This window comes from Leucobacter sp. USHLN154, assembly GCF_037145595.1.
In the GTDB taxonomy this organism is placed as follows: domain Bacteria; phylum Actinomycetota; class Actinomycetes; order Actinomycetales; family Microbacteriaceae; genus Leucobacter; species Leucobacter alluvii.
Map to the genome: position 1 here is coordinate 1 of NZ_JBBCXF010000003.1, position 24,776 is coordinate 24,776.

The 24,776-nt window shown below is 68.3% G+C and carries 23 protein-coding genes; 19 read left to right on the plus strand and 4 right to left on the minus strand.

The window, feature by feature from the left end; genetic code table 11:
• Positions 1 to 296: 296 nt before the first annotated feature.
• The gene (locus tag WFH23_RS06085) at positions 297 to 1,535 is read right to left on the minus strand and encodes a DUF349 domain-containing protein (RefSeq protein ID WP_442918718.1); all 1,239 of its coding nucleotides are present in this window, start codon (positions 1,533 to 1,535) and stop codon (positions 297 to 299) included.
• 162 nt (positions 1,536 to 1,697) lie between these two features.
• Here WFH23_RS06085 and WFH23_RS06090 point away from each other — a divergent pair, with 162 nt between their 5' ends.
• The 10 genes from WFH23_RS06090 (at position 1,698) to aroB (ending at position 12,546) form a co-directional block, all read left to right on the plus strand.
• A complete protein-coding gene (locus WFH23_RS06090; RefSeq protein WP_090149733.1) occupies positions 1,698 to 2,984 on the plus strand; it encodes a replication-associated recombination protein A in 1,287 nt (428 codons plus the stop codon).
• A gap of 268 nt (positions 2,985 to 3,252) precedes the next feature.
• Positions 3,253 to 3,882: a 30S ribosomal protein S4 gene (rpsD, locus tag WFH23_RS06095; RefSeq protein ID WP_090148577.1), complete on the plus strand. Its 630-nt coding sequence runs from the start codon at positions 3,253 to 3,255 to the stop codon at positions 3,880 to 3,882.
• Positions 3,883 to 4,039: 157 nt separating this feature from the next.
• Positions 4,040 to 4,255, plus strand: coding sequence for a hypothetical protein (locus WFH23_RS06100; RefSeq protein WP_090148580.1), 216 nt, complete (start codon positions 4,040 to 4,042; stop codon positions 4,253 to 4,255).
• A gap of 53 nt (positions 4,256 to 4,308) precedes the next feature.
• A complete protein-coding gene (gene alaS / locus WFH23_RS06105) occupies positions 4,309 to 6,963 on the plus strand; it encodes an alanine--tRNA ligase (RefSeq protein ID WP_336661933.1) in 2,655 nt (884 codons plus the stop codon).
• Between the two features lie 2 nt (positions 6,964 to 6,965).
• Positions 6,966 to 7,454, plus strand: coding sequence for a Holliday junction resolvase RuvX (gene ruvX, locus WFH23_RS06110; protein ID WP_336661934.1), 489 nt, complete (start codon positions 6,966 to 6,968; stop codon positions 7,452 to 7,454).
• The gene (gene mltG / locus WFH23_RS06115; protein WP_336661935.1) at positions 7,451 to 8,548 is read left to right on the plus strand and encodes an endolytic transglycosylase MltG; all 1,098 of its coding nucleotides are present in this window, start codon (positions 7,451 to 7,453) and stop codon (positions 8,546 to 8,548) included. The genes ruvX and mltG overlap by 4 nt, the downstream gene beginning before the upstream one ends.
• A gap of 18 nt (positions 8,549 to 8,566) precedes the next feature.
• Positions 8,567 to 9,412: a shikimate dehydrogenase family protein gene (locus WFH23_RS06120; RefSeq protein ID WP_336662134.1), complete on the plus strand. Its 846-nt coding sequence runs from the start codon at positions 8,567 to 8,569 to the stop codon at positions 9,410 to 9,412.
• A 32-nt stretch (positions 9,413 to 9,444) separates the two neighbouring features.
• On the plus strand, positions 9,445 to 10,641 hold the full coding sequence (gene aroC, locus WFH23_RS06125) for a chorismate synthase (protein WP_090148591.1): 1,197 nt from the start codon (positions 9,445 to 9,447) through the stop codon (positions 10,639 to 10,641).
• 13 nt (positions 10,642 to 10,654) lie between these two features.
• Positions 10,655 to 11,470, plus strand: a complete 816-nt coding sequence (locus tag WFH23_RS06130) for a shikimate kinase (RefSeq protein ID WP_090148593.1) — start codon at positions 10,655 to 10,657, stop codon at positions 11,468 to 11,470.
• Positions 11,467 to 12,546, plus strand: a complete 1,080-nt coding sequence (gene aroB, locus WFH23_RS06135; protein ID WP_336661936.1) for a 3-dehydroquinate synthase — start codon at positions 11,467 to 11,469, stop codon at positions 12,544 to 12,546. Before WFH23_RS06130 ends, aroB begins: the two co-directional genes overlap by 4 nt.
• A gap of 99 nt (positions 12,547 to 12,645) precedes the next feature.
• Here aroB and WFH23_RS06140 read toward each other — a convergent pair whose 3' ends face one another.
• Positions 12,646 to 14,055 (minus strand): AAA family ATPase, encoded by a 1,410-nt coding sequence (locus WFH23_RS06140; protein WP_336661937.1) that lies wholly within the window; start codon positions 14,053 to 14,055, stop codon positions 12,646 to 12,648.
• A 56-nt stretch (positions 14,056 to 14,111) separates the two neighbouring features.
• On the opposite strand from WFH23_RS06140, the gene WFH23_RS06145 reads away from it, so the two are divergent.
• Both WFH23_RS06145 and WFH23_RS06150 read left to right on the plus strand, forming a co-directional pair.
• The gene (locus WFH23_RS06145) at positions 14,112 to 16,103 is read left to right on the plus strand and encodes a vWA domain-containing protein (RefSeq protein ID WP_336661938.1); all 1,992 of its coding nucleotides are present in this window, start codon (positions 14,112 to 14,114) and stop codon (positions 16,101 to 16,103) included.
• Between the two features lie 98 nt (positions 16,104 to 16,201).
• Positions 16,202 to 17,065: a hypothetical protein gene (locus WFH23_RS06150; RefSeq protein ID WP_336661939.1), complete on the plus strand. Its 864-nt coding sequence runs from the start codon at positions 16,202 to 16,204 to the stop codon at positions 17,063 to 17,065.
• Positions 17,066 to 17,071: 6 nt separating this feature from the next.
• Here the strand turns inward: WFH23_RS06150 and WFH23_RS06155 are convergent, their stop codons facing one another.
• Complete coding sequence (locus WFH23_RS06155) at positions 17,072 to 17,638, minus strand: thioesterase family protein (protein WP_090148610.1); 567 nt, start codon at positions 17,636 to 17,638, stop codon at positions 17,072 to 17,074.
• A gap of 131 nt (positions 17,639 to 17,769) precedes the next feature.
• Here WFH23_RS06155 and efp point away from each other — a divergent pair, with 131 nt between their 5' ends.
• Together efp and nusB are read left to right on the plus strand one after the other, a co-directional pair.
• Entirely contained in the window at positions 17,770 to 18,333 is a 564-nt protein-coding gene (gene efp, locus WFH23_RS06160) for an elongation factor P (RefSeq protein ID WP_090148613.1), read from the plus strand.
• Positions 18,334 to 18,339: 6 nt separating this feature from the next.
• On the plus strand, positions 18,340 to 18,756 hold the full coding sequence (gene nusB, locus WFH23_RS06165) for a transcription antitermination factor NusB (protein WP_090148616.1): 417 nt from the start codon (positions 18,340 to 18,342) through the stop codon (positions 18,754 to 18,756).
• Positions 18,757 to 18,864: 108 nt separating this feature from the next.
• Here nusB and WFH23_RS06170 read toward each other — a convergent pair whose 3' ends face one another.
• Positions 18,865 to 19,695 (minus strand): endonuclease domain-containing protein, encoded by an 831-nt coding sequence (locus tag WFH23_RS06170; protein ID WP_336661940.1) that lies wholly within the window; start codon positions 19,693 to 19,695, stop codon positions 18,865 to 18,867.
• A gap of 311 nt (positions 19,696 to 20,006) precedes the next feature.
• Between WFH23_RS06170 and pyrR the strand changes: the two genes are divergently transcribed.
• From pyrR to carA, 5 genes are read left to right on the plus strand one after another with little or no spacing between them, the layout of a single operon-like run.
• Entirely contained in the window at positions 20,007 to 20,615 is a 609-nt protein-coding gene (gene pyrR / locus WFH23_RS06175) for a bifunctional pyr operon transcriptional regulator/uracil phosphoribosyltransferase PyrR (protein ID WP_336661941.1), read from the plus strand.
• Positions 20,612 to 21,583, plus strand: coding sequence for an aspartate carbamoyltransferase catalytic subunit (locus WFH23_RS06180; protein WP_090148620.1), 972 nt, complete (start codon positions 20,612 to 20,614; stop codon positions 21,581 to 21,583). Before pyrR ends, WFH23_RS06180 begins: the two co-directional genes overlap by 4 nt.
• Positions 21,580 to 22,980, plus strand: coding sequence for a dihydroorotase (locus tag WFH23_RS06185; protein WP_336661942.1), 1,401 nt, complete (start codon positions 21,580 to 21,582; stop codon positions 22,978 to 22,980). The genes WFH23_RS06180 and WFH23_RS06185 overlap by 4 nt, the downstream gene beginning before the upstream one ends.
• A complete protein-coding gene (locus WFH23_RS06190) occupies positions 22,977 to 23,531 on the plus strand; it encodes a PH-like domain-containing protein (RefSeq protein WP_336661943.1) in 555 nt (184 codons plus the stop codon). The genes WFH23_RS06185 and WFH23_RS06190 overlap by 4 nt, the downstream gene beginning before the upstream one ends.
• Complete coding sequence (gene carA / locus WFH23_RS06195; RefSeq protein ID WP_442918705.1) at positions 23,528 to 24,772, plus strand: glutamine-hydrolyzing carbamoyl-phosphate synthase small subunit; 1,245 nt, start codon at positions 23,528 to 23,530, stop codon at positions 24,770 to 24,772. The genes WFH23_RS06190 and carA overlap by 4 nt, the downstream gene beginning before the upstream one ends.
• Positions 24,773 to 24,776 lie beyond the last annotated feature (4 nt).

Genomic DNA, 24,776 nt, shown 5'->3' on the forward strand with positions numbered 1-24,776 from the left:
CCCCCGCCCCCGGGGGCCCCGCGGGCCCCCCCCCCCCCCCCCGCCCCCCCCCCGCCGCGCCCCCCCGGGGGGGGGCCCGCCCGGGCGGGGGGGGCCGGCCCCCCGGGGGCCCCCCCCCACGAGAGGGAGACCGGCGGTTCGTGTGGCGAAGCTGCCGCATCGGGCGAACAGTGCTCACACGCGTGAGGGCGCGTCATGCCTCCATCGTGGCGGACCGCTGCTCGATGCGCCCCGGGCGCTGCTCGATCTGTGGATAACTCGCCCGACCCGGTCCGTGAAGACGGGCTGACCGAAGTTCAGTCGCCGATCGCTGCGAGCCACGACTGCTGCGTCGCGAGCTTCTCCTCGGAATCCTTCACCTGACGCGCGTCGCCCGCTGCTCGTGCAGCCTCGAGCTCCGCCGAGAGTTCAGCGATCGAGGCCTCGAGCTGACCGCGCAGGCCCTCGCTGCGAGCCTTCGTCTCCGGGTTCGTCTTGCTCCAGTGCTCGTCCTCGAGATGCTTGACGTGATCCTCGATCTTGCGGAGACGTCCTTCGATGTCGCGAAGCGCCTCACGCGGAACGCGCCCGAGTTCGTCCCAGCGCAGCTGGATCGCCGTCAGCTGCTTGCGCGCTGCAGCGTGGTCCTGCACATCGAGAATGGGTGCGGCCTCCTCGAGCAGAGCCTGCTTCGCCGTCAGGTTCTCGGCGTACTCCTCATTCGTCTGGGCGGCTTCCGCTGCCTTGGCCTCGTACAGCAGGTCGCCGGCGGCCTTGAATCGTGCCCACAGCTGATCGTCGAGCTTGCGACTCGCGCGACCGGCAGCTTTCCAGTCGTCGAGTAGAGCGCGGTAGGCGGGGATTCCCTCGACCCCGCGAGGTGCGAGGGCTTCGGCAGCTGCGATGATGCGCTCTTTGCGCTGCTTGACGTCCTTGTTCGTGGCGTCCATCTGCGCGAAGTGCGCCCGGCGCGCCGAATCGAAGGTCTGACGAGCGGAGCGGAATCGCTTCCACAGCGCGTCGGCCTGCGACTTCGGAATCTGCGGACCGCTTCGCTGGGCCGTCTGCCAGTCGGTGAAGAGCTGCTCGAACGCCTGGCTCGTATCCTTCCAGCGGATCGAGGCTTCCGGCTGGGCCGCGAGTCGCTCGGCCTCCACCGCGATGGCTTCGCGCTGCGCGAACGCCTCAGCCCGGGCCGCTTCGCGCTCCGCGTTCTGCTTCTCGCTGAGTTCCGCCGTCTTCGATCCGAGCTTCTCCACTCGCTCGCGGAGCGCGGCGATGTTGCCCACAGCTGCGGGCTCGACGAGCTGCTCGCGGAGCTTGGCGACCGTGTCGGCGGCTGAGGCGTCGGCAGTTCCACGTGCGATGCGTGCTTCGAGGAGCGTGACCTGACCGGCGAGATCTGCGAACTTGCGCGTGAAGTACGCGAGCGCCTCTTCCGGGGTGCCGTCGGGGAAGGACCCGACGACGCGCTCCGCATCGCCGTCGCGCACGTAGACGGTGCGGTCCTCGTCGACTCGTCCCCAGGACGTTTCGTTGCTCGCTTCGCTCACGATTGTGCTCACCTGTCGTGTGTGGGGTCGGCGAACCGACCGGACGGAATTGTCACCACCACTATGCCACAGTGCCGCGCTTCGAGCCCGGGGATCCTGGGTCAGTACGATGGAGGTGTGGATTCGAGACCTGCGCCCGCGCACACCGCCCCGCTCGCGGTGCGGATGCGGCCGCAATCGCTCGACGAAGTCGTGGGGCAGCAGCATCTGCTGAAGCCCGGCTCGCCGCTGCGCACGCTCGCCTCGGATGCCGCCGGGGGCGGGGGAGCGGTCTCCGTCATACTCTGGGGTCCGCCGGGAACGGGCAAGACCACGCTCGCTCAGGCGATCGCGCACTCGAGCGGCCGGCGTTTCGTCGAGCTCTCGGCCGTCACCGCCGGGATCAAGGATGTGCGCACGGTGATGGAGCGCGCGCTCAACGACCGGGATCTCTACGACATCGCCACCGTCCTCTTCCTGGACGAGATTCACCGGTTCACGAAGGCTCAGCAGGACGCGCTGCTGCCCGGCGTCGAGAACGGCTGGGTGACGCTCGTGGCGGCGACGACCGAGAATCCATCATTCTCAGTGATCAGCCCGCTGCTCTCGCGATCCCTCCTGCTGACGCTCGAGCCGCTCGCCGATCCCGACCTGCGGCGCCTCCTCGAGCGTGCGGTCGAGGATCCACGCGGCCTCGGGGCTCGGGTGGAAGTGACCGATGACGCGTACGAGGCCCTCGTGCAGGTCGCCTCCGGTGACGCGAGGCGCGCCCTCACCGGACTCGAAGCCGCTGGAGCGTCGGCTACGGCGAGTGCGGAAGACGACGCGACCCCGGTCGTGACGGGGGAGACGGTCGCGATCTCGATCGATCGTGCGCTGCTCAGATACGACAAGAACGGCGACCAGCACTACGACGTGATCAGCGCCTTCATCAAATCCATGCGCGGGTCCGATCCCGATGCGGCGATCCACTACCTGGCCCGCATGATCGAAGCAGGCGAAGATCCCCGCTTCATCGCGCGCAGGCTCATGGTGCACGCGGCCGAAGACGTCGGCATGGCGGATCCCCAGGCGCTCCGCGTCGCGGTCGCCGCTGCCGAGGCCACGCAGCTGATCGGGCTTCCGGAAGCCCGGATCCCGCTCGCGGAGGCGACGATCTACATTGCGACGGCGCCGAAGTCGAATGCGGTGATCACTGCGATCGATGCGGCGATCGCGGACGTGAAGGCGGGACGATTCGGGCTCGTGCCCACGCATCTGCGCGACGCCCACTACCCCGGGGCGAAGCGCATGGGCCACGGGAAGGGCTATCGGTATCCGCACAGCGATCCGCGCGGGGTGTCGCAGCAGCAGTACCTGCCCGACGAGCTGCGCGGCAAGGTGTACTACCAGCCGACGCAGCACGGGAACGAGCGCGAGGTATCGGATCGTCTCGAGAAGATCCGCCGAATCACACGGGGCGGGGACGAGTGAAGCCTCGAGGCGGGTCGCGACGCGCATCAGGGCCCGGAAGGTGATAAGCTAGCCGCTGGCCAACACCGCCCCCGCTGCTGGCTGCACGCGGGGATCGGATGGCAGTCGCCCTGTAGCCGGGTTTCTGCACTGGTCGTTCCCTCACCGAACAACGGTTCGTTGCGTCGCGTGCATCACTGGTTGATGCGGGCGCAGCCTGGCCGAGAGAACCTGCGCGATCCGAACTGCAGATCGCGCTGTCGCAATTCAGAAACCCGAAAGGATCCACGTGTCGACTACGTCGCGTACCCGTTCCCAGACCCGCCTGTCGCGCTCGCTCGGCATCGCGCTGACCCCGAAGGCAGCTCGCTACCTCGAGAAGCGCCCCTACGGCCCCGGCCAGCACGGTCGCACCAAGCGCAAGAGCGACAGCGACTACGCTGTCCGCCTGCGTGAGAAGCAGCGTCTCCGCGCCCAGTACGGCATCCGCGAGAAGCAGCTCACCATCGCCTTCAAGGAAGCCCGTCGTCAGGACGGACTGACCGGTGAGAACCTGGTCGAGCTGCTCGAGATGCGTCTCGACGCGCTCGTGCTGCGCGCCGGCTTCGCCCGCACCACGGCGCAGGCCCGTCAGATGGTCGTGCACCGTCACATCCTCGTCGACGGCAAGATCGTCGATCGCCCCTCCTTCCGCGTGAAGCCGGGTCAGCTCATCCACGTCAAGGCGCGCTCGGAAGCGATCGAGCCGTTCCAGGTCGCAGCTGCCGGCGGTCACGCCGAGGTGCTCCCGAACGTTCCGAGCTACCTCGAGGTCGAGCTCGACAAGCTCCAGGCTCGCCTGGTGCGTCGCCCGAAGCGCGCTGAGGTCCCCGTGACCTGTGAAGTGCAGCTCGTGGTCGAGTACTACTCGGGTCGCTAAGCACTCGAAAGCGAAACGGGGCGTCGGATTCCATCCGGCGCCCCGTTTGCTGTGTTCGGGGCACGATGTGCGACAGGGGCCACCCGCTAAGCTTGTCGAGTGCTCGAGCATGCGTGGCCGTGCGGCCGTGCATCGACGCAGACGGGAGGATCGAAACATGGGCAAGCTATTCTGGCTGGTCACCGGAGTCGTACTGGGGTTCGTCGGTGCGCACTTCGTCAATCAGACGGCCGAGGGGCGCCGATTCTTCGCACGGGTCAACCGAGGCGTGGATGAACTGGGCCGCGCGTTCGCCTCCGGGTACCGCGACGCCGATGCCGACGATGAGACCGAGGCCGAGGCGCTGCGCGCAGCATTCCGCGAACGCGCCTGATCCTCGCCCCATATCACGCACCCACCACATCGATCTCCAGAGAAAGACCACGGATGAAGACCGCCGAAATCCACCGTCGTTGGCTTGACTTCTTCGAGAAGAAGGGGCACACCGTCGTCCCCTCCGCGTCGCTCGTGAGCGACGACCCGAGCCTGATGTTCACGGTGGCGGGAATGGTGCCGTTCGTGCCGTACCTCACCGGCCTCGTGCCTGCGCCGTTCGCTCGTGCGACGAGCGTGCAGAAGTGCATTCGCACCAATGACATCGAAGAGGTCGGCAAGACCCCGCGACACGGCACGTTCTTCCAGATGTGCGGCAACTTCTCCTTCGGCGATTACTTCAAAGAGGGAGCGATCCGCTTCGCCTGGGAACTGCTGACCACCAGTGAGGCCGACGGCGGGCTCGGGTTCGACCCGAAGGATCTCTGGGTCACCGTCTACGAGGAGGACGAAGAGGCGATCGCGCTGTGGCGCGAGCATTCCACACTGCCCGATGAGCGGATTCAGCGCCTCGGCAAGGACACGAACTACTGGTCGACCGGCCAGCCGGGCCCTGCCGGCCCCTGCTCCGAGATCTTCTTCGACCTCGGTCCCGAATACGGCATCGACGGCGGTCCGGCGACCGATGACGATCGCTACGTCGAGATCTGGAATCTCGTCTTCATGCAGTACCAGGTCGCAGATGTGCGGTCGAAGACCGATTTCACCATCGTGGGCGAGCTGCCCAAGAAGAACATCGACACGGGCCTCGGTCTCGAGCGCGTCGCCTTCATCAAGCAGGGCGTGCAGAACATGTACGAGATCGATCAGGTGCGCCCGGTGCTGGATCGCGCGGCCGAGATCGCGGGCAAGACCTACGGCGAGCACCACGCAGACGATGTGCGCCTGCGGGTCATCGCCGATCACGTGCGCAGCGGGCTCATGCTCATCGCAGACGGCGTCACGCCCTCGAACGAGGGGCGCGGCTACATTCTGCGACGACTCCTGCGGCGCGTGACGCTCTCGATGCGACTGCTCGGGGTCGAGGGGCCGAGCTTCTCGGAGCTCTTCCCGGTCTCCCGCGACGCGATGCGAGAGGCGTACCCCGCAGTCGCCGAGGATTTCGACTTCATCGCCCGTGCGGCGTACGCGGAGGAGAAGACCTTCCTGCGAACGCTCGCGTCCGGCATTCAGATCCTCGACTCCGCGGTCGACTCGGCGAAGACGGCCGGCGCAGCGGTGCCGGGCGACACCGCGTTCCTGCTGCACGACACGCACGGCTTCCCGATCGAGCTCACGCTCGAGATCGCGGAAGAGGCCGGAGTGCCGGTCGACGCCGAGGTGTTCACCTCGCTGATGCAGGAGCAGCGCGACCGTGCGAAGGCTGATGCGAAGGCGAAGAAGGGTCAGCGAGCCGACCTCTCCATCTACAAAGAGCTTCGCGGTCTGGGCGAGACGCTGTTCACGGGGTACGACGAGCTCGTGCACGAGAGCCGTGTGCTCGGCATCGTGGTGGACGGCGCGCCCGCACGTGAGGCCAATGAGGGCGATATCGCCGAGCTCGTGCTCTCCGAGACGTCGCTGTTCGCGGAGTCCGGTGGTCAGGACGCGGATCAGGGGCACATCGTCGGCGATGGCTTCGAAGCGGAAGTGCTCGACGTGCAGAAGCCGGTGGCCGGGCTGATCGTGCACACGGTGCGCGTGGAAGTCGGCACGATCGGACTCGACGCGCGCGCGGAGACCCGAGTCGACGCCGACTACCGACGGGGGGCCACCCAGGCGCACTCCGGCACCCACATCGTGCACGCCGCGCTTCGCGACGTCATCGGACGAGGCGCCCACCAGACGGGGTCCTACAACAAGGCCGGGTACCTGCGCCTCGACTTCTCGCACACCGAAGCACTGTCGAGCGAGACGAAGAGCGAGATCGAGGAGATCTCGAACCTCGCGATCCGATCGGACTACGAGGTGGTGACGCGCGAGATGCCCCTCGACGAGGCGAAGGCGCTCGGCGCCATGGCGCTGTTCGGGGAGAAGTACGGCGACCGCGTGCGCGTCGTCGACATCGGCGGCCCGTGGTCGCGAGAGCTCTGCGCGGGAACCCACGTCTCCAGCTCCGCGGAGATCGGGATGATCAATCTCATCTCCGAGAGTTCAGTGGGATCCACGAACCGACGCGTCGAGTCGCTCGTCGGGATCGAGGCGTTCCGCAACTTCGCTGCGGAACGCGCGATCGTGCAGCAGCTCACGGGCGGGCTCAAGGTGCCCCGCGGCGAGCTGGTCACGAAGGTGCAGGACCTGGGCGCGCAGTTGCGCGCCGCCGAGAAGAAGATCGCGGCGCTCGAAGCGGAGAAGCTTCGCGAGCGCGTTCCGCAGTTGCTCGCCGACGCCCTGCAGCTCGGCGGGCTGCGCGCGGTGCTGGCCTCCGTCGGCTCCGTGGGCTCCGCAGACGACATTCGCGGGCTCGCGTTGACGATTCGAGAGCAGCTTGGAGGGCAGCCGGGCGTCGTCGTGCTGGCGGGCGAGACCGGGGGGAAGCCGGTCGTCATCGCCGCGACCACCCCAGCGGGGCGAGAGGCCGGGGCGAAGGCGGGCGCGCTGGTGCGCACCGCAGCGCAGGTGCTCGGCGGAGGCGGCGGAGGCAAAGACGACCTTGCTCAGGGCGGCGGCACCGACGTCTCGCAGATCGACGTTGCCCTTGCCGAGATCCGGCGCAGCCTGGGCGGCTGAGCGTGCGGGTCGGAGTGCGCATCGGCGTGGACGTGGGCAAGGCTCGTATCGGCGTCGCCCGCAGCGATCCTCACGGGATGCTGGCGACGCCCGTCGAAACCGTGCCGCGCGCGGCCGACGACCTCGCAGATATTGCGCGGATCGCCGAGATCGTGACGGAGCACGACGCCCTCGAAGCGGTGGTCGGGCTTCCTCTCAACTTGCGCGGAGAGCGCACGCCGTCCACGGATGACGCCGCGCGCTTCGCCGAACGACTCGCCGCGCGATTGAGCGTGCCGGTGCGCCTCGTCGACGAACGGCTGTCGACCGTATCGGCACAGGCGCATCTGCGGGCTGCCGGAAAACGCACGAAACAGAGCCGATCGATCATCGATCAGGCCGCAGCGGTGGTGATCCTGCAGCACGCTCTCGACATCGAACGATCGAGCGGGCACGCACCGGGTCACGCCGCGGAAGTGAAGACGACGGGGACCGGGGAGGCCACCGAATGAACGCACGCACGCGCGACGACCGGCGACGCACGGGCCGGCGAGTACTCATCTCGCTGCTCGTGACACTGCTCCTCCTCGGAGGCCTGGCAGGCGCTGGAGCGTATCTGTGGTCCCATTACGGTGACGGGATCTCGCAGGCCCTCGGGTGGACCACGAACGATTACGAGGGCGAAGGCTCGGGCGAGGTCGTCGTAGTGATCACGGAGGGCGAGATCGGTGAGGACATCGCCGCTTCGCTGGAAGAAGCCGATGTGGTGAAGACCGCGGACGCCTTCTACAGCCTGCTGCTCGAACAGCCCGAAGAGGTGGCGTTCCTGCCGGGTTCGTACAAGGTGAAGTCGCAGATGAGCGCGCAAGCCGCGCTCGACGCACTGCAGAACCCCGACAACCGCATGGCCTTCACCGCGATCATCCCGGAGGGCAAGACGGTCGAGCAGACGCTCGAACTGGTGGCTGCAGGCGCGAGCATCCCCATCGAGGAGCTGCAGGCGGCCACGGAGGACGTCGCCGCGTACGGACTCCCCGAGGGAGTGGACAGTCTGGAAGGCTGGCTGTTCCCGGCGACGTACGAGTTCGAGGAGGACACCACCGGAGCTGAGGCCATTGCAGAGCTCGTGAGCACCCAGATCCAGGTGCTGGACGAGATGGGCGTCGCTCCGGAGTCCCGCGAGGCCGTGCTCACCAAGGCGTCCATCGTGCAGCGGGAGGGCGGCCGGATCGAGGACTTCCCGAAGGTCGCACGGGTCATCGAGAACCGCCTCGCGCAAGACATGCTCCTGCAGATGGACTCCACCGCCCAGTACGGGTACGGTCAGCACGCCGACGGCAGTGTCTGGTCCACGGATGAAGCGCTCGCGGATGACAACCCGTGGAACACGTACGTCCACAAGGGACTGCCGAAGGGACCGATTGCGAACCCCGGTCGCGACGCCATCTCGGCGGTGCTGAGCCCGCCGACGGGAGACTGGATCTACTTCGTCGCCGTCAACCTCGAGACGGGGGAGTCGGTGTTCTCCACGACCCAGGAGGAGCACGAATCGGCGATCGGCCAGCTGAACGAGTGGTGTGCCGCCAACCCCGACCAGGGCTGCTAGGTGGTTGTGCGGCTCGCGGTGCTCGGCTCCCCGGTCGCGCACTCGCGATCCCCGCGGATCCACGCAGCGGCGTACCGTGCGCTGGGCCTCGATTGGCGCTATTCGGCCGTACGGTGCGGCGAGGCGGGTCTTCGGGCATTTCTCGACGGAAGGGGCGATGAGTGGCGCGGTTTCTCCGTCACGATGCCCCTGAAGAGCGAGGCGCACCGACTCGCCAGCACCCTCGACCCGGTGGCGACGGAGAGCGGCGTCGTGAACACGCTGCGGCGTCTCGAAGACGGCGCGTGGTTCGGCGCGAACACCGACGTGCCCGGCCTGGCTGCAGCGATCGCCCGGAACGGGCTGGATGCCCGGCGGACCGTCGTACTCGGATCGGGCGCCACAGCGGTCTCTGCGATTCTCGCCGTTCGCGAACTCGGCGCGGAGCATGTGACGCTGCTTGCGCGCAACACCACGGCGGGGCGGTCGCTCGTCACGCGATTCGACGGGACTCGAGCCGCAGTCTCGACCGCGCCGATGAGACTCGCGTACGGCGGTTCCGGTGCGGACGGCGGCGCCGCAACGTCGGTCGGAACCGGACAGGAGGCCCCCTCGCTGGTGATCTCCACCCTGCCCGGTCCGGCCGCTGCTCAGATCGGGATCCCCGCGTGGCTCGCGCGGATCCCTCTCTTCGACGTCGCGTACGACCCGTGGCCGTCCCCGCTGGCCTCGCGGTGGCGGGCATCGGCCGGTGAAGCGCATCCGGGAACCGAAATGCTCGTCGAACAGGCGCTCCTGCAGGTGCGCATCTTCACGCACGGTGATCCGGCACTTCCGCTCGCTGACGAAGGGTCCGTGCGCGACGCGATGCGCCGCGCCGTCTGACGTACGCGGTCGGGTGTGGGAGGATAGCGGGTATGCTGCGTTGGCTGACCGCCGGAGAATCTCACGGCCCCGAACTGATCGCCGTCCTCGAGGGACTGCCTGCTGGCGTCCCCGTATCGCTCGACGGGATCCGTGAAGATCTCGCGCGCCGCAAGCTCGGCTATGGCAGAGGCTCGCGGATGAAGTTCGAGCAGGACGAGCTGAACCTCTCCGGAGGGGTGGTGCAGGGCGTATCGATCGGCGGCCCCGTGGCCATCCGCATCGGCAACACGGAGTGGCCGAAGTGGACCGAAGTGATGTCCGCGGAGGCCACCGAACTGTCCGAGAAGTCGCGCGGCCGTGGTGCGCCGTTGACGCGCCCCCGACCGGGCCACGCCGACCTCGCAGGTATGCAGAAGTACGGATTCGATGAGGCGCGCCCGGTGCTCGAGCGCGCGAGCGCCCGTGAGACGGCCGCGCGCGTCGCCCTCGGCGCCGTCGCCCGCGCATTTCTCGCGGAACTCGGCATTCGGCTCGTCAGCCACACGATCTCCATGGGCGACGTCGCAGTTCCCGCCGGATCGGCGCTGCCCCGCCCGGAGGACGTCATCGCTCTCGACGCCGATCCGCTGCGCTGCTTCGATGCCGAGACCAGTGCTCGCATGGTCGCAGAGGTCGACGACACGAAGAAGTCCGGCGACACGCTCGGCGGCATCGTCGAGGTGCTCGCCTACGGTCTGCCACCTGGGCTCGGATCGTACGTCCACTGGGATCGGCGACTCGATTCTCGACTCGCCGGTGCGCTCATGGGCATTCAGGCGATCAAGGGCGTCGAGGTCGGCGACGGCTTCGAGACCACGCGGCGACGCGGTTCGGCGGCGCACGACGAGCTGCACCTCGAGAACGGCCGCATTGCTCGCGAGACCACGCGCGCCGGCGGCATCGAAGGCGGCATGACGACCGGACAGGTGCTCCGCGTGCGCGCAGGCATGAAGCCGATCGCGACGGTGCCGCACGCGTTGCCGACGATCGACGTCTCCACGGGAGAGGAATCGAAGGCGCACCACCAGCGCAGCGATGTGTCAGCTGTACCCGCCGCTGGCGTCGTGGCTGAAGCCATGACGGCGCTGGTGCTGGCCGATGCCGTGACCGAGAAGTTCGGCGGCGACAGTGTCGCCGAGACCCGTCGGAACCTCGAGGCGTATGTTGCGGCGATCCCGGAGCGCCTCTCGACCGTCATCGAGTCGTGAGGAATCGCGCACGATGACCGGGCACCGCAGGGTCGCCCGCGATGTCGGGCCGCCAGCGCAGAAACCGAAGCCGACACCTCCGACGAGCCCGCTCCAGGTGATTCCGCAGTCCGTCGCGGAGCAGGCGAAGGCCGATGCGCAGAGCGCCGCGGTACCCGAGCGCTCCGGTCCCGCCAAGCACGGCGCTCCGATTGCGGATGCCGGAGGCGCTGCGGCGGGGACCGCTTCCGCGCCGCGTGCGCGCGGACGTCGACGGCGACGTCGGCGGCCGGGCACACGGCTTCCCGATCGGGCTATCGTCTTCGTCGGCCCGATGGCAGCCGGTAAGACCAGCCTCGGCAAACGCGTCGCTCGGGAGCTCGGGGTGCCCTTCGTCGATACGGACGCCGTGATCGTGCGGCGCCACGGGGTGATCACCGAGTTCTTCGCGACCCACGGGGAAGCGGAGTTCCGTCGCATCGAAGCCGAGGTGATCGCCGAGGAGCTCGCGGTCGAAGGCTGCCGTATCGTTGCGCTGGGTGGCGGCGCCGTGCTCACCGAGTCCACGCGTGCACTGCTCGCGAATCACCCGGTGGTGCTGCTCATGACCACGCAGGAAGCGGTGCTCCGCACGGCGAACATCGCCCGGAGGCCGTTGCTGCGCGATGACCCGCAGGCCTGGGGCCGCATCTTGAACGAGCGGCGACCACTGTACGAGGAAGTCGCGGATGTGACGTACCGCACCGACCGCGCGACCCAAGAACAACTCGTCCGCCGTGTCGCCCAGTGGGCGCGGGGCGGCGGACGCCACCAGCGGAGCGCCCGCCGAGGCGAGAAGGAGCAGTCATGAGCGATGCAGCGGAGATCTCGGTCACCGGGGAGACCTCGTACACGGTCACGATCGGCCGAGGCGTGCTCGATCGTGTGCCGGAAGCGCTCGGGGAGCGCGTGGCGAAGGTTCTGATCGTGCACACGCCGACCGTCGGCAAGTTCGCGAATGACCTGCGCGAACTGCTGCAGGAGCGCTACACGCAGGTGCTCCTCGCCGAGGTACCCGATGCGGAATCCGCCAAGCGCGTCGAGGTCGCGGCGTTCTGCTGGCAGATCCTCGGCCAGTCGGACTTCACCCGCACGGACGCGGTGATCGGTCTCGGAGGCGGCGCTGTGACCGATCTCGCTGGATTCGTCGCCGCGACCTGGCTTCGCGGCGTGCGCCTCGTGCAGATCCCCACGACGGTGCTCGGCATGGTTGACGCGTCAGTGGGCGGCAAGACCGGCATCAACACCACCGAGGGGAAGAACCTCGTCGGGAGCTTCTACGCCCCCGCTGCCGTCATCTGCGACCTCGACCTGCTCGAGACGCTGCCGCGCAACGAGATTCTCGCCGGCTTCGCCGAGATCGCCAAGTGCGGCTTCATCGCGGAGCCGGAGATCCTCGACATTCTCGAGCGCGACGTCGACCGCGCCACCGATCCGACGACGCCGGAGTTCCAGCGCCTCGTCGAGCTCTCCGTCGGGGTGAAGGCTCGGGTCGTCTCCGAGGATTTCCGTGAGGGCGGTCTGCGGGAGATCCTGAACTACGGACACACCCTGGGGCACGCGATCGAGCATGCGGAGCGCTACCAGTGGCGGCACGGCGTCGCGATCTCGATCGGGATGATGTTCGCGGCCGAACTCGGGCGCCTCGCCGGTGCGCTGTCGGATGCGGCGGTGGATCGGCACCGGAGCATCCTCACCTCCCTGACCCTGCCGCTCTCGTATCCGGCTGGCCGCTGGCCGGGGCTCCTCGCAGCGATGCAGCGCGACAAGAAAGCTCGCGCTGGCATGCTGCGTTTCATCGTGCTCGACGAGATCGGCAAGCCGCGCGTGCTGGCGGGAGTCGACGACTCGATGCTGCAGTTCGCGTATCAGGAGATCGCGAACTAGCACCGTCGTGCTGACATCGCCGGGTGGTGTCGCACGGACCGATCCGGCACGCCGTGCGCGCCTGCTGCCCGCTTGGCATCGTCTGAGCGAGAATTCGGCTCAGGCGATCCGGAAGCCCTGGCCTTCGAGAATCAGCGCCAGCACGCGTCGATCCTCACGATGCATGACGCCCTCGACGAATCTCGTGAACGCACGATCGAGGGTGATCTCGCCCGCGCTTCCCGCCACCTTCCGCAGAATGGCGACAAGTGTGCGTGGGGCGATGACGGATTCCTCCAGCCCCGGGCGCCCGTCGATCTCACGCTCCGTGCTCACGTACTCTCCAAAGCCGGAACCATGCTCACCGGCGAAAACCTGCTGGCTGATGAACGCCGCCCGTGCGGCCCGGATCAACTCCTCCGGCGGGACGTGGTGCGGGAGCCCGCCGTGATGATCGGCAACGGCGGCGACGGCGAGCAGGCCGTTCTCCGCCGGGAACGCGGCATAGTCGCACCCGGTATCGGGGTAGTGCACACGGTAGGCGTTCGCCCCGAAGCGGTTCACCAGCTCCGCGCTCAGGCGATCGAGCCCACGGTAGCGGTGCGGCGTCTGCTCGTTCGCCGTGGCGAGCACGGCGAAACCGGATGCGATGGTCACCGGACGCCCCGCGTCTTCCTGCACGTGCAGCACGTCTCCCGGGCGCAACTGCAGAATGCGATTCAAGCGCTTGAGGAACTCGGGCGGCATCGCGTTCACCTCATCGAGGATCACCGGCCGGCCCTCTCGCATGGCGCGAAGCAACGGGCCAGGCGTGAAGACGCTGACGGTCGCGCCGGCTTCGGTGCGGAGCTCATGCGTGCCGATCACTTGCGCACTCGTGATGTCGCCGTATCCCGAGATGAGCTCCGGCTCGCGACCGAGGCCGACCCGGGACAGGTGCTCCGCGAGCGCCGTCTTCGCTCCGCCGGTCTCGCCGACGAGCAAGACCGGCTCGCCCTGCCGGAGCGCTGGCACGGCTTCGCTGATGATGCCGCGCATCTGCTGTGTCTGCAGGAGACCCTCGCGGAGTTGTCGGCGCGCTTCGCGGATACGCACGATGCCGAGCGCCTCGAGCACGGCATCCCTGCGCTCGACGCTGTCGATGCTCTGCTGCCAGTCGGCATCGGGACGACGCGCGCGCAGCTCGCGCACGCGATCCGATTCGGCCGAGGTCAGGGGTCGAGCGGCGCGCACAGCGCGAGCGATGATGGCGTCTGCGGCTGCGCGGCTGCGCTCCGCCTTCGCCTCTGCGCGACGAGCCAGCGCCGCGATGCGCAGCGAGGCAGCCCGTTCGTCGAGCGCGGACGCGAACAAGCTCTGGTTGGCTGGATCCTGCTCGAGGGCGGTCAAGCGCTGTTCGACGCTCGCCAAGTCTTCCGCATGCGATGCGGAGGCGTCGTCGTCAGCCGCTCTGGCCCGACGGATTCGCCGCAGTTCCGTTCGCAATGCGACGGCTTCGCCGAGTGCGGGGTCTGAATCGACGGAGAGCATGGCGTCACGCTATCACGCGGCACGAAGGCGACTGAGGGCGCGGATAGGGTGTGAGCATGGCCGTGAACGAGCACCTGATGGGCACGGGGCTGCGCGCCCGACTCGAAGGGGTCGGCGCAGTGATCGGGATCCCGGTGCATGTCACGGATGATGAGGTCTGGGAATTCACGGACCGGGAACTCCGGGTCGGTCTCGGCTGGTACGGCGTGCGCGGGCATTCGGAGTCCGAGGCGGTGGCCCTCGCCTTTCTGCATCTCTGGGAGGGGCCTCGGAACAATCGCGTCGAACCCGCCCGCGCTCGTCGACGCGCGTCATTCACTCGCGTTCGGCCCGACGCAACGCCCCTGTTCGATGCGGCGTACCGTGTGCAGGCGATGAGTGAACTGCTCACCGCAATGCCCGGCCTGCGCGCGCCACTGCTGGCGGCGACGTATCGGAGCGTGCCGTCGGACGTCACGACGTGGCCGCGCCACCTGCAGTGGATCGCCGTCGTCCTGCGCGCTGGAGTCGCAGGCGCCGCCGACGCTCATACAGTGTTGGCGGGCACGCACATCGACGTACGGCGGGCGTGGAGCGAGTTGCTGCCAATCGACGCGCACCGAGATGCGAGCGGGCGGGCTGAGCACGAGATGCTGGATCAACTCCGGACGTTCCGGCGCGTGATGGCGCCCGACTCGAAGCGGAGCGCGGTGCTCAGGTTTGAGCGCGCAGTCGCCTGGTTGCTCGGCGCCTACGAGCAACTCGCGGCAGGAGACGCCGCTGAACGCGGACTCGACGCGCACAGCGGAGCGGGCGGCGCAGACGACGAGCCGGCACCCGAGACGGCGCTGTCGTCGAGCGGGCAGCACGCGGGAGATGGTGACGCAGATGCAGAAGGAGATGAGCGGGATGGTGACGAGCCCGACCAGGATCCCGACGCATCTGACGGGGACGGCGAGACAGGCGAGACGGAGGAGGAGCGAGCTCGCGCCGGCGATGGTCGCGAGACAGCCGAGGGCGCCGACCTCTTCGCGTCCCAGCAGGCAGCCTTCGTGGAACGGATGCTGTCGACGCCGATGCCCGGCGGCGGGCGCACTGATGATCGTGGCCTGATGCCCGAGGCGCCGCCACCCGCGAACGATTCCGCGCAGCCTGCAGAGCCGCTGCATGGAGCGAGCGGGGGATCGGCGGGCGGGTTCGCCGAGACCGAACTCGCCGACTACCGCGGGCGAGCGGCCTCACTCGCGGACGCGATCGAGCGGATGCGCGCCGTGTGGGCGCAGGTGATCGCCGAGCGTGTGACCTCGCGTCGCGTGCCGGATGCCCGGCCTCGCCCGGAGGGCGATGACCTCGCTGCGGACTCGCTAGCCGCAGCAGTCGCCGAGTCTCGCGCTGGGCAGCCACGGCCGCGCGCCTTCCGCGACCGGGCGATGCGCGGGCGCCGCACGCGCCGCGCGGGAAGCACCGATTACGTGCTGCTCGTCGACCGCTCCGCTTCGATGCAGGGTGCCGCGGCAGAAGCAGCGGCCGACACGATGCTGATCATGACGGAGGCCCTCGCTGGGGTGGCACGTGACATCGAGGCCGCTGAACGCGTCGGGGGAGCTGCACTCGACCTCGACATTCGCACCGCGCTCGTCGTCTTCGACTCAGCCGTCGATGTGGTCAAACCGCTGTCGAGCGGGCTCGACGATTCGGTGCGCCGCGCGGTGCACGGCGCGATTCGCGTTCCGCGCGGGTCCACGAACGACGGTGCAGCCCTGCGCGCAGCCGCGGACCAGCTTGGCCTGGGCGAATCAGAGCACTCGGACGGGGGCGCAGCCAACGGCAGGGAGCGCCGACGCATCGTGATCCTCGTGAGCGACGGAGGGTCGAACGATCCAACCGCGGCTGAGCACGCGTTGCGTCGCCTGCGGTCGGCGGGCGTCGAGGTGCACGGCATCGGGATCGGGCCGGGCGACCTCGAGTCGCGCTACGCCCCGAACGGGCGTACCGTGCTCGACGTGCGCACGCTGCCCGAGGTGCTGCAGAGCCTCGTGCTCGACGAAGTGGAGCGCAGGACCCGCTAGCGTGAAGGTGCGGCTCCCGCGCACCCTTCTGAATCGCCGGGCGTCAGACCGGGGTATCGGTGCCGACAAATGCGGGAGCGCAGTGAATGGAGATGGACGTGAAGCCTTTCGATCGGCACGGAACGAACGATCGCGTCGAGCTCATTCGCGCGCTGTTTCCCGACTTGGCGAGCGAACTCGACGCAGCCGCGACCCGCCACGCCGCGCCGAGCGCCGCGGCGTCGCTCGATGCGAGCCTCGACGCTGCAGCGGCGAGGCTCATGCCGCACGCGGGATTCGCGGACGTCGCGGAGCCGGAGGGAGCGCGTCGCGCTGAGCAGCATTTCGCATCAGCCCGAATCGCCTGCGGGTGGCTCGACATCGAGATGCCGGAGATCGAGGCGTTCGTCGATGCCGGGACCGATATCGGACGACTGGGGAGCGCGCTGGCGGCCGATTCCTCGCTCACCGCGGTGCCGACGCCATTCGGATGCGGAGCTGCCGTCTGGAAGACCTCGTTCCAACGCGCGGCCGTCGCGCTCCCTGACGCACCGCATGACGGAAGTGCACCGCTCGCCATCGGCTCGACCGGGGACTCGCCGCTGCTGCTCGCGACGGAGGCCGAACGGGAGTTCGACGCACTCGACACCCCGCCACCCGGCATCCCCGCGGCACGTGCGCAGGGGCGGGCATGGACGTTGCGGTTGGTGCCCTCGGGTGCGCGGCCACCGGTGCTCGGGCTCGGGTTCTCGCACGGCCCCCATGTGACGCTGCCCGAGGTGCTCATGCTCCAACTGATGCTGGTCGCGAGTGGATCTCCCCTCATCGACGCGGCGAGCTTCACCTGGTTGGAGGGATCGCTCGCCGGCGGGCGTCTCGCGGCCCGCCACGTGTACGACGAGAGCGAACGGGCGATCCGGATCACCTGCCGGGAAGTCGGGAACCAGGGGCCGCATCTCGGTGCGCGCACTCCGTTGGCGTGAGCGCCGCTACTCCCAGACGCTGATGGCGTCGACGCGAGTGGACGGAAGTCGCGTGGATCGCCCCCAGGCGAGCACGTCATCGGGGACGATGAGCTTGCTCGGGTCGGCCCCGCTCTTCTCGATGATCTCGGCGACGGGCACGACGCCGCCCGAACGGCGAAGGATCCGGGCACGCACTACGGCCCGAGCATGAATGTCGGGCCGGCGCTGCGCGTCGGGACGGACGAAGCGCTGCTCCATGTACACCGCCTGGTCATCGAAGCCGAGAATGCGCGACTCGATCCAGAACCGCTGCCACGGGTTCAGCGACTTGCGGTACGAGATCGTCTGCCCGACGACCACCGGGTACCAGCGTTCGCGCGCGAACAGCTGCCAGACCCCGTTGCGCTGGATCAGATCGAAGCGTGCGACGTCCATGATCGAGAGGTACTTGCCGTTGTTCATATGGCGGAGGATGTCGAGGTCGGTGGGCCAGACGCGGAAACGCGAACGCGAGACGCCTTCGAAGCCGAGCTTCGGGCCGCGCCGACCCACGAACCACTGGTGCCAGAGCGTGCGGAAGAACATGTGCATGGGGGAGAGCTTAGAGGGATCGTCAAGCTTGAAACCTCGCCATTGTGCAAAGCATGCAAACAGCGCGGCATGTATGCTGGTTCGGCGCGTATTCAGGCGCTCGAACTTTATAGAATCCGGAGAATCACTGCATGGCCAGTACGAACGACATCAAGAACGGCACCGTCATCAAAGAGAACGGCCAGCTCTGGAGCGTGGTCGAGTTCCAGCATGTGAAGCCGGGCAAGGGCGGCGCGTTCGTTCGCACGAAGCAGAAGAACGTCGTCTCGGGCAAGATCATCGACAAGACTTACAACGCTGGCGCGAAGATCGAGACCGCGAACGTCGACCGTCGTGATTACCAATACCTGTACCAGGATGGCGCAGACTACGTCTTCATGGACCAGTCCGACTACGATCAGCTCACCGTTTCCGGTGCCGTCGTCGGCGACGCCGCGAAGTTCATGCTCGAGAACCTCCAGGTCCAGATCGCGCTGCACGAGGGCGACCCGCTGTACCTCGAGCTCCCGTCGTCGGTGGTGCTCGAAGTGACGTACACCGAGCCGGGTCTGCAGGGCGATCGCTCGACCGGCGGAACGAAGCCCGCCACTGTCGAGACCGGTGCAGAGATCCAGGTCCCGCTGTTCCTCGAGACCGGCACGAAGGTCAAGGTCGACACCCGCACGGGTGACTACCTCGGCCGTGTCAACGACTAGTCCTCGGTGTCTGCACGTACCAAGGCGCGCAAGCGCGCCCTCGACATGTTGTACCAGGCCGACCTGCGTGACGAGTCGATCGCGGTGATCGTGAACGCCGAGGCGCAGCGCGCGTCGAGCGAACCCGATCGCGCCGCATCCTGGCTCTACGCGCGTGAGATCGTCGACGGGGTCACCGATCATCGTGATCGCATCGATGAGCTCATCATGAGTTACGCCCAGGGGTGGACGCTCGAGCGCATGCCGCACGTCGACCGTGCGCTGCTGCGGCTCGCATCCTGGGAGATCCTCTTCAACGAGGAGGTGCCGGCGGCGGTCGCCATCGACGAGGCGGTGGAACTCGCCAAGGAGTACTCGACCGACGATTCGGGTCGCTTCGTCAACGGCGTGCTCGGCAAGATCGCGGATCACGCCGACGCCTGACGCCCGACGCCGCGCTGCGCAAGATTTCCGCGTTCCGCAAGCTATCGTTCAACGCAGCGAGCTTGCAGAACGCGGATTCCTCGCGTCCGGAGGGTCGCGCGCCCGCCGTCAGTGCGCCGCGGCGCGGTGAAGGCCCTGCGCAATCGCTTCCACGAGCAGGTGCTGGACTGCGGGCCAGTCATCGATTACCTGGAAGTACCCCACTCGGATGACCGTGTATCCGAGCAATCGGAGCTGGGCGTCGTGCTCGTTGTCGTGGGTCCGCTGCGGTCCGACGTGAGTGCCGCCGTCGATCTGGAGTACGAGGCGATCCCCGAACAGGAAATCGACGCGATGTCCCGCGATCCAGGCTTGCGAGACGCACCGGACGCGAAGCCACTTGGTGCGCAGCCGCACATAGGTTTCGAGCCCTGAATCAGCGAACGGGTCGAGGGCGGCGAGCACCGCGCGCGCCGACCCCCGCAGGGGGAGACGCGCCATTCGCTGCCTCGTGATCATCCCGCGGTTGGCGGCCGAGTCCCAGACAGCCACCGCGTCTTCGAACGGCAGGCAATGCGCCACGAGGTCGAGCGCGTTCTCGATGGGATCTTCGAGCGAGTGCGGTTCGCGTTGCAGCAGGGGCGCCCGCCAATGGAGGACAGCGCTCCCGGCATCGGTTCTCCCGGGTACGCGCACGGCCGCATGCGACCGATCGTGGTGAGGCACCCACAGGCCTCGCCGTTTCGCCTGGGAGACGCAACTGATGATGACGCCATGAGTCGCGGCGTAGACGAGTGCCGGATCGGCATCTCGGCGCGCAATCCAACCCTTCTTCGGCCGAGTGAGCAGCCCTGCACCGACGGCTCGGTCCAGCTGATGCCGCGACCAGCCGGCGTTGAGCAGCAGCGACGAGCGTGTTACGCCGCCCGCGGGAAGTCGCGGAGTGTCTGAACGAGGCATCTCCACAGTTTGTGCGTTCGCGCGCGCCGAGCGACGGTGGGCCGCGAACTCTGGGGATAAGCTCTCGCGTCCGGGGCATTCAGGCATGTGGGGGCGACGAACCGCGGGAACGGTTCGCGCTGCTATCCGCGTGTGGCAAGCAGGTGACCACCCACCCGTCCTTGCGGAACGCTGATGGCGGGTGCACTGCACAACGCCGAGGGGCGACTGATGCAGCAGAGACGAAGCACCGCCTCGCATGCGATAGACTGGAGCGGTTGCAAGCTTTTCTTTAAGTTCCGTCCCGTGAGGCGGGGAAGGGGGGCTCGGTTATGGGAACGCGAACAGTACTCGAACGTGCTGAGATCTCGCGCGCGCTGACTCGAATCTCGCACGAAATCATCGAAGCGAACAAGGGCGTCGACGGGCTCGTTCTCGTCGGCATTCCGACTCGCGGAAGCCTGCTCGCCAGGCGCATCGGCGACATCATCTCGCGCATCGAGGGCCATGACGTTCCCGTCGGCAGCCTCGACGTCACGATGTACCGCGACGACCTCGCCCAGCATCCCACGCGGGCCCCGCGCCCGACGGAGATGCCGGCGGCGGGCATCGACGGAGCGACGGTGGTGCTCGTCGACGACGTGCTCTACTCCGGTCGCACCGTGCGCGCCGCGCTCGACGCGCTGAACGACCACGGCCGCCCGCAGGCCGTGCGCCTCGCGGCGCTCATCGATCGCGGCCACCGCGAGCTTCCGATCCGCGCCGATTACATCGGCAAGAATCTGCCGAGCGCGAAGCACGAGCGCATCGCGGTGCGTCTCGAAGAGCACGACGGGAGCGACGAGGTCACGATCACCTCGGAGGACCGATTCGACGTCCACGCGAGCGGCGACGCCCATGCCAGCGCCGAGCCCGGAGCGAGCACGGAGCCGATCGCATGAGGCACCTGCTCGATACGCGCAGCCTCTCGCGGGATGAAGCGATCCTGATCCTCGACACCGCTGAGGAGATGGCGGCGACGCAGCAGCGCGAGATCAAGAAGCTGCCGACGCTGCGGGGCAAGACCGTGGTGAACCTCTTCTTCGAGGATTCGACGCGCACCCGCATATCGTTCGAAGCGGCGGCGAAGCGGCTCAGCGCCGACGTCATCAACTTCAGCGCGAAGGGTTCTTCCGTCTCGAAGGGGGAGTCGCTGAAAGACACGGCGCAGACGCTGCAGGCGATCGGCGCTGATGGCGTCGTCATCCGCCACCCCGCTTCCGGCGCACCCGCCAAGCTCGCCGCGAGCAACTGGATCGATGCCGGCGTGCTGAATGCGGGCGATGGCACGCACGAGCACCCGACGCAGGCACTGCTCGACGCGTTCACGATGCGGCGCCGCCTCTTCGGTGCGTCGCAGAGCGGTGAGGCGAGCCGCGGCCGCGACCTCGACGGCGTCTCCGTGGTGATCGTGGGAGACATCGCCCATTCCCGAGTGGCGCGATCGAATCTCTGGCTGCTCAACGCCCTCGGCGCGCACGTGAGCTTCGTCGCTCCCGAGACGCTTCTGCCGTACGGCGCCCGCACGTGGCCGGTCACCGTCCATCACTCCTTCGATACGGCGCTGCGCGAGGAGCAGCCGGACGTCGTGATGATGCTCCGCATCCAGAGCGAGCGCATGCACGCGGCGTTCTTCCCGAATGAGCGCGAGTACGCCCGCGTGTGGGGACTCGACGACACCCGGCTCTCCGGTCTGCAGGATCGCGCGATCGTGATGCATCCTGGCCCCATGAACCGAGGCCTCGAGATCTCCTCCGGCGCCGCCGACTCGCACCGTTCGACGGTGCTCGAGCAGGTGGCGAACGGCGTCTCCGTGCGGATGGCGGCACTGTATCTTCTACTTTCCGGCGAGCGAACGGAGCAAGCATGACGCACACGAACCCGGCGAACGGGATTCTCATCCGCGGGGCGCGCCTCGCCGCGGCGCTGACCGAGCGCGGGCAGCAGGTGAGCGACGCCGCCGCTGTTGATCTGCGCATCGCGGACGGCGTGATCGTCGAGCGCGCGACGCAGGCGGCCGGCGGGCTCGCGCCGCGAGACGCGGAGCGCGTCATCGAAGCCGACGGATTCGTCGCGCTGACGGGCCTGGTCGACCTGCACACGCATCTTCGTGAGCCGGGTTTCGAGCAGTCGGAGACGGTGCTCACGGGCACGCGCGCCGCCGCGGCAGGCGGATTCACGAGCGTCTTCGCAATGGCGAACACGCTGCCGGTGCAGGACACGGCGGGCGTGGTCGAGCAGGTGCAGGCGCTCGGAGACGCGGCGGGATACGCGACGGTGCGCCCGATCGGCGCCGTGACGGAAGATCTGTCGGGCGAGCGTCTCAGCGAGATCGGCGCGATGGCCGATTCGCGTGCCGCGGTGCGGGTCTTCTCCGACGACGGCAAGTGCGTGCACGATCCGCTGCTCATGCGACGGGCGCTCGAGTACGTGAAGACCTTCGACGGCGTCATCGCCCAGCACGCGCAGGATCCGCGTCTCACCGAGGACGCCCAGATGAACGAAGGGGCACTCTCGAGCGAACTCGGTCTCAAGGGGTGGCCGGCGGTCGCCGAAGAGTCGATCATCGCGCGAGACGTGCTCCTCGCCGAGCACATCGGCGCACGGCTCCACATCTGCCATCTCTCGACCGCCGGGTCGGTGGAGGTGATCCGCTGGGCCAAGGCCCGCGGAGTGCAGGTCACCGCTGAGGTCACGCCGCACCACCTGATCCTCACCGAGGAACTCGCTCGCAGCTACGACGCGCGCTACAAGGTGAACCCTCCCCTCCGTCGGGAGGAGGATGTGCTGGCCCTCCGCGCTGCGGTCGCCGACGGCATCATCGACATCATCGCGACCGATCACGCCCCGCACCCCGTCGAGGCGAAGGACTGCGAATGGGATGCCGCGGCCTTCGGCATGGTGGGCCTCGAATCGGCGCTGCCGATCGCGCTGCTCACACTCGTGCAGGAGGCCAACGCGAGCTGGGCCGAGCTCGAAGCGCTGCTCTCGCAGCGTCCGGCGGAGATCGGGCGCCTCCAGGGGCACCCAACGGCGATCGAGGTCGGGCAGCCAGCCGATCTCGTGCTCGTCGACCCGTCCGGCACGAGCACGTTCTCGACCGACCATCTGCGCGGCCAGAGCGTGAACTCGCCGTTCCTCGGCATGGAACTGCCCGGGCGGGTGGCATACACTCTGCGACGCGGGTACCTCACGGTGGACGACGGTCGGGTAGTGGCGCCGGAGACCGTCGCTGCTGCCGCACGCCAGCTCGGAGGCGCGAAGTGAGCCGCACCGGCTTCGCCTTCCTGATGATCGCCATCGCCGCGCTCGTACTGCTGGCGATGTGGCTCGGCTGGCGCGGTCGAGCACGTCGGCACCGCGCCTTCGCCGAGCACGGCGATGCTCTCGTGGGAATGGTGCTCGGCACCTTCCCGGGAGTCAGCTACGTCTCGACGACGCCGGTCGGCGCACCGCTCGATCGTCTGTCGATCCCGGGCTTGCAGTTCAAGGGTTTCGCCGACCTCACACTGCGCACCGACGGCGTCACCATCGCCGTCACCGGAGAGCCGGAGGTGCACCTGCCGGCCGAGCGAGTGCTCGGCAGCGGCGTCGCAAGTCGACGAGTCGGGAAGGCCGTCGAGCGCGACGGCCTCTCGCTCCTCCAGTGGCGCGCGGCCGACGGGTCGGAGGTCGAGTCGAGCTTCAGGTTCTCGCAGGCCGCCGACCAGTTGAGGTTCGCCGATGCCGTCGCCCAGATCATCCCCGCCGGTGAGACTCCGCTCGCCACCGGCCCGCACACCCATTCCACTTCCCACACCACCCAGGAGGATGCGTGACTACGAACACGACCGAAGCGACGGCGAACGACGCCGTGGCGCCCCAGGGCGTCACCGCGCCCCCGGCTGCTGCAGTGCCAATGGGCAAGGCAGTGCTGGTGCTCGAAGACGGGCGACGATACGTGGGGCGCGCATACGGGGCGACCGGACGCACGCTCGGCGAGGTCGTCTTCTCGACCGGAATGACCGGGTATCAGGAGACGCTGACCGACCCCTCTTACGCGGGGCAGATCGTGCTCATGACGGCCCCGCACATCGGCAACACCGGTGCGAACGACGACGACATGGAGTCGCGCAAGATCTGGGTCGCCGGATTCATCGTGCGCGATCCCGCGCGCCGCGTGTCGAACTTCCGAGCCGAGCGCTCACTCGACGAGGACCTCGTCGAGGACGGAGTCGTCGGTATCTCGGGCGTGGATACGCGCGCGATCACCCGTCACATCCGATCCGCGGGCGCGATGCGCGCCGGGGTGTTCTCCGGCGCCGACTTCGATCTCTCCGATGATGAGCAGCTCGCGCTGGTGCGCGCTCAGGAACCGATGGCCGGCAAGAACCTGTCGGAGCTCGTCACGACGCCCCAGCGCTACGACGTACCGGCCGCAGCAGGGGTGGATCGCGTCGGATCGATCGCGGTGCTCGATCTCGGCATCAAGCGCGCGACCGTGCACTACCTCTCCGAGCACGGCTTCGACGTGACGGTGCTGCCGGCTTCGACGTCGCTCGAGGAGATCCGCGCGATCGCTCCCGACGCGCTCTTCTACTCGAACGGACCGGGCGACCCCGCCGCGAGCGATCTGCAGGTGGACGTGCTCCGCGAGCTGCTGCGTGACGGAGTGCCCTACTTCGGCATCTGCTTCGGCAACCAGCTGCTGGGCCGTGCGCTGGGGTTCGGCACCTACAAGCTGCCCTTCGGTCATCGCGGCATCAACCAGCCCGTCCTCGACAAGCGCACCGGTCGCGTCGAGATCACCGCTCAGAACCACGGCTTCGCCGTCGACGCCCCCATCGAGGGCGAGATCGACGCGCCTGAGGGCTTCGGCCGCGTGCAGGTGAGCCACTTCAGCCTGAACGATCAGGTCGTCGAGGGGCTCGAATGCCTCGACATCCCGGCGTTCTCGGTGCAGTACCACCCGGAGGCGGCCGCGGGCCCGCACGACGCCTTCTACCTCTTCAACCGTTTCCGCGAGCTGGTCTCGAGCCGCTCCACCCGTTCGACCGGCGCACACGCCCAGGAGGCCTGACCCG